The 4,540-nt window shown below is 67.0% G+C and carries 4 protein-coding genes and 1 pseudogene; 2 read left to right on the forward strand and 3 right to left on the reverse strand.

Features of this window, described 5'->3' with window-relative positions:
• Positions 1 to 242: 242 nt before the first annotated feature.
• From R1101_RS0116475 to R1101_RS0116485, 3 genes are read right to left on the reverse strand one after another with little or no spacing between them, the layout of a single operon-like run.
• Positions 243 to 1,067, reverse strand: a complete 825-nt coding sequence (locus R1101_RS0116475; protein ID WP_016934480.1) for an SDR family NAD(P)-dependent oxidoreductase — start codon at positions 1,065 to 1,067, stop codon at positions 243 to 245.
• Positions 1,068 to 1,075: 8 nt separating this feature from the next.
• Complete coding sequence (locus tag R1101_RS0116480) at positions 1,076 to 1,909, reverse strand: mycofactocin-coupled SDR family oxidoreductase (RefSeq protein WP_016934481.1); 834 nt, start codon at positions 1,907 to 1,909, stop codon at positions 1,076 to 1,078.
• Complete coding sequence (locus R1101_RS0116485) at positions 1,909 to 2,709, reverse strand: mycofactocin-coupled SDR family oxidoreductase (protein ID WP_081494110.1); 801 nt, start codon at positions 2,707 to 2,709, stop codon at positions 1,909 to 1,911. Before R1101_RS0116485 ends, R1101_RS0116480 begins: the two co-directional genes overlap by 1 nt.
• A 245-nt stretch (positions 2,710 to 2,954) precedes the next feature.
• Between R1101_RS0116485 and R1101_RS0116490 the strand changes: the two genes are divergently transcribed.
• Together R1101_RS0116490 and R1101_RS27105 are read left to right on the forward strand one after the other, a co-directional pair.
• Positions 2,955 to 4,127, forward strand: a complete 1,173-nt coding sequence (locus R1101_RS0116490) for a Rieske 2Fe-2S domain-containing protein (RefSeq protein ID WP_016934483.1) — start codon at positions 2,955 to 2,957, stop codon at positions 4,125 to 4,127.
• 43 nt (positions 4,128 to 4,170) lie between these two features.
• Positions 4,171 to 4,540, forward strand: a pseudogene (locus R1101_RS27105) (hydroxylase); the annotation flags it as partial.

The following is a 4,540-nucleotide window of genomic DNA, read 5'->3' on the forward strand; positions in this document are numbered from 1 at the left end:
GTGCCTACCGCGACATCATCACCGAGGTAGCGGAATCCGGCTACAAGGGCTTCACGATCATCGAGGATTGACATTCGCCGCGATCGACGCACGTCACGAGGCGGGCTCTGCCGGAACACGGCGGAGCCCGTTCCCTGCCTCGGCGTCCGGGTTCTGCAACCGACGCGAGTACCCGGCGGGCCGCGCCGACAGCCGAGCGCGAATGCTCCGCTGCCGGCACGGCCCGGTGTGCGTGATCGGAATCAGTTGCGCCCGTCGAACAACGCGTCCGGTCGTAACTTCTCGTTCAAGGTTCTCGCACGTTTGGATGCCAGGCGCTCGAACTGCTCGGGGTGGCTCGAGATCCAGAAGTCGTCGCGCACGATGCCGTCGAACAACACCCGCGCGGCGTCGTCCGGCGCCATGCCTTCCCGGATCTGTTCACGCCAGAAACCGGCGTCGTCAGTGGTCGCGTCGCGGACCGGGACGTCCTCGAAGATGCGCGTGGCGACCTGGCCCGGACTGAACACCGAGACACCGATCTGCGGATACACCTCGGCGCATTCGAGATAGAGACATTCGGTGAGCGCCTGGACGCCGTGTTTCGACGCCGCGTAGGCCGTCATCCGCGGTGTGATGGCGATGCCACCCACCGAGCACGTGTTCACGATGTGCGACCGACGCGGGTCGGCACCCATCCGCGGGACGAACGAGCGGATACCGTGGAAGACACCCAGCAGATTGACGTCGATCACCCGGCGCCACTCGTCGGCGGGAACCTCCCACGTGAAACCGAGAGATTCCAGCCCCGCATTGTTGAGAAGCACCGACACCGAACCGAATTCGGAGTACACCGCGTCCGCGAGGGCATCCACCGCGGCCGCATCACGGACGTCGGTCGGGATCACCAGCGCCGTGTGCCCGTCGGCTCGCAGCTTCGCCGCGACCGTCTCGGCACGGTGGGCGGAGACGTCCGCGAGCACCACGTTCATGCCGAGTTCGGTGGCCCGGCGGGCCGCGCTCTCCCCGATGCCGCTGCCGGCTCCGGTCACGACAGCGGTGCCGCCCGCAAGATCCCCGAATCGCACGGTGCCTCCTATTTCGCGCAGTGGCCGGCGTCGACGGGCAGAGTGACACCGGTGATGTAGCGGGATTCCTCGGATGCGAGGAACAGGCTCGCGTTCGCGATGTCCTCGGGTTCGATCAACGGCACCGGAAGCAGATGCATCGATTGCAGGGCCGCCTCGAATTGTTCCCGTGTCGGGTCCTCGGCACCCGGGCAGAAGGTGCGCATCGTGGCCGGGTTCTCGACCATCGGGGTCCGGGTGTTGGCGGGGTGGATCGTGTTGACCCGCACCCGGTGCGGCGCAAGCTCGTTCGCGAGCGATTTCATCAGGCCCACGACACCGTGTTTGGCAGCGGTGTAATGGCCGACACTCACGAGTCCACGAAGGCCGGCGATGGAGCTGATCAGCACGATCGAACCTCCGCGGCCGCCGTCCAGGATGTGGGGGATGGCCGCCTTGCACGTGCGCCACACGCCGGTCAGGTTGACGTCGAGCATGGTCTGCCAGCGTTCGGTGTCCATCTCCGTCGCCCGGCCCGAGGAGCTGATCCCCGCCGTCGCGCACACGACGTCCAGCCGGCCGAGCGTTGCGACCGCCTGCGCCACCGCATCGTCGAGCGACGGCTGATCGCGCACGTCCACCTCGAAGGGACAGATCTTCCGGCCGAGCGATTCCACCAGTCGCACGGTCTCGGCGAGATCGTGGGGTGACGCACCGGGAGTGGTCGCATGTTCGACCGGTGCGCACACGTCGACGGCGACGATGTCGGCGCCCTCCTGCGCGAACCGCACGGCCTGGGCGCGTCCCATACCTCGTGCCGCACCGGTGATCAGCGCGACCTTCCGTGCCAGGCGTCCACTCATCAGGCCACCTTCTGGGTCAGACCGCCGTCGACGATCATCTGCAGGCCGGTGACGTACCGGGATTCGTCCGATGCCAGGAACAACACCGCATTGCTCACGTCGACCGGTTCGACCCACGGCACGCGCAGGACCGTCTTCCTCGACAGCACCTCGGCGGCGTCGTCGGCGGTGGGAGCTTCGAGGTCGGGGCGCAGCCGCGCGAAGGTCGCGGGATTGAGCGTCATCGGCGTCGCCGCCGCACCCGGGTGGACCGTGTTGACGCGGATCGTCCGTGACCCGAGTTCGTTGGCGAGGGTCTTGGCCAGGCCCGTGACCGCGTGCTTCGCCGCCGAGTAGTGCGACGCCCCCGGTACGGCCTTGATCGCGGCGGTGGAACTGACGATGATCACCGAGCCCCCGGCGGGATCGAGTTCGGCGACACCGGCCTTGACGGTGTGCCAGGTGCCGGTGAGGTTGACGTCGATCGACCGGTTCCAGATCTCGTCGTCGATCTCCCAGGACGGTCCCGGATTGTCACTGATGCCGGCGTTGGCGACCACGACGTCGAGCGGCCCGAGTTCGGACACTCCGGACCGCACCGCCGCGACCACCGCGCCGAAGTCGCGGACGTCCGCGGTTCCGGTGACGATCCGGCGCCCCGTGGCCCGCACGAGTCGGGCAGTTTCGGCCAATGCGGGCTCGGTGCGACCGCCCGGCAGATCCAGCGCGACGATGTCGGCGCCTTCCTCGGCCAGCCGTGTCGCGCACGCGCGACCGAGCCCACCTCCCGCACCCGTGATCAGTACGGTCTTCCCCGTCATCCGCATGGTGCACCTGCTGTCGTCCGCACGATCCGTGTTTCCTTCCGACGTGGCTTGCCGTGAGGTGACGCTAACCAGCGGGGACTCGCGTTCGGGAGGGTTTCTCCCGCGTGGCGGGAGGGACGCGCCCGAGCCTCCGGTTCTTCGCGTTCCATCCAGCGGGAGGAACTGTTTCCCTGCGACACGCCGATGAGTTCTATGAGGCAGATCACATATCTCTCCCCCATGACGGTACGGAGGAATTCATGTCTCTCGACGCAACCCCGGCAGTCTCGGACGACGACATCGAGGTCCGCGAGATCGAAGCCGCGGCAGCCCCCACCCGCTTCGCGCGCGGCTGGCACTGTCTCGGTCTCCTCCGCGACTTCCAGGACGGCAAGCCGCACTCCATCGAGGCCTTCGGCACCAAGCTCGTCGTCTTCGCCGACAGCAAGGGACAACTCAACGTCCTCGACGCCTACTGCCGGCACATGGGCGGTGACCTGAGCCGCGGTGAGATCAAGGGTGACTCCATCGCGTGTCCGTTTCACGACTGGCGCTGGAACGGTAAGGGCAGATGCACCGACATTCCCTACGCCCGCCGCGTGCCGCCGATCGCCAAGACCCGCGCGTGGACGACGCTCGAGCGCAACGGTCAGCTCTACGTGTGGAACGACCCGCAGGGCAACCCGCCGCCGGCCGACGTCACGATCCCCGAGATCGCGGGCTACGGCACCGACGAGTGGACGGACTGGAGCTGGAAGACTCTGCGCATCAAGGGCTCGCACTGCCGCGAGATCGTCGACAACGTCGTCGACATGGCGCACTTCTTCTACATCCACTACTCGTTCCCGCGTTACTTCAAGAACGTCTTCGAAGGCCACATCGCCACGCAGTACATGCACTCCACCGGCCGGGAGGACGTCATCTCCGGCACCAACTACGACGACCCCAACGCCGAGCTGCGTTCGGAGGCATCGTACTTCGGTCCGTCGTACATGATCGACTGGCTCGAATCCGATGCCAACGGCCAGACCATCGAGACGGTCCTCATCAACTGTCACTACCCGGTGAGCAACGACGAGTTCGTGCTGCAGTACGGGGCGATCGTCAAGAAGCTGCCGGGTCTGTCCGACGAGGCGTCGGCCGGCATGGCCGCGCAGTTCGCCGAGGGTGTGCAGCTGGGTTTCGAGCAGGACGTCGAGATCTGGAAGAACAAGGCACCCATCGACAACCCGCTGCTGTCCGAGGAGGACGGCCCGGTGTACCAGTTGCGCCGCTGGTACCAGCAGTTCTACGTCGACGTCGAGGACGTCACCGAGGACATGACCAAGCGCTTCGAGTTCGAGATCGACACCACCCGGGCGGTCGCGAGCTGGCAGAAGGAGGTCGCGGAGAACATCGCGAAGCAGGCCGAGGGTTCTGCCACGGCGTCCTAGTCCCTCGCCGCGCAGAACCACACCCACCAGAAGGAAAGTCAGCATGAGCTACGAAGTCCTGGCCCGTATCGAGGCCGCCGCCGACGACATCTTCGTCGAAGGCATCGAGGCCGAGCGGATCGGCAAGGTCGCCGACGCGACCGCCAAGCGCATGAAGGAGGCCGGCTGCATCCGCATGCTGCAGCCCAAGGAACACGGAGGCCTCGAGGCCCACCCGCGCGAGTTCGCGGAGACCGTCATGCGGATGGCGTCGATCAACCCGTCGGCGGGCTGGGTCCACGGCATCGTGGGCGTGCACCCCTGGCAGCTCGCGTTCGCCGACCCCCGGGTCCAGCAGGAGGTCTGGGGCGAGGATCAGGACACGTGGCTCGCGTCGCCGTACATGCCGGGCGGCATGTGCGTGCCGATCGACG

The organism is Rhodococcus sp. R1101, from assembly GCF_000278445.1.
GTDB classification, from domain to species: domain Bacteria; phylum Actinomycetota; class Actinomycetes; order Mycobacteriales; family Mycobacteriaceae; genus Rhodococcus; species Rhodococcus gordoniae.

Bases quoted from the DNA above. Each gene is read 5' to 3' on its own strand.
- R1101_RS0116480 (WP_016934481.1), bottom strand. From the start codon at position 1,909: ATGAGTGGACGCCTGGCACGGAAGGTCGCGCTGATCACCGGTGCGGCA.
- R1101_RS0116485 (WP_081494110.1), bottom strand. From the start codon at position 2,709: ATGACGGGGAAGACCGTACTGATCACGGGTGCGGGAGGTGGGCTCGGT.
- R1101_RS0116490 (WP_016934483.1), top strand. From the start codon at position 2,955: ATGTCTCTCGACGCAACCCCGGCAGTCTCGGACGACGACATCGAGGTC.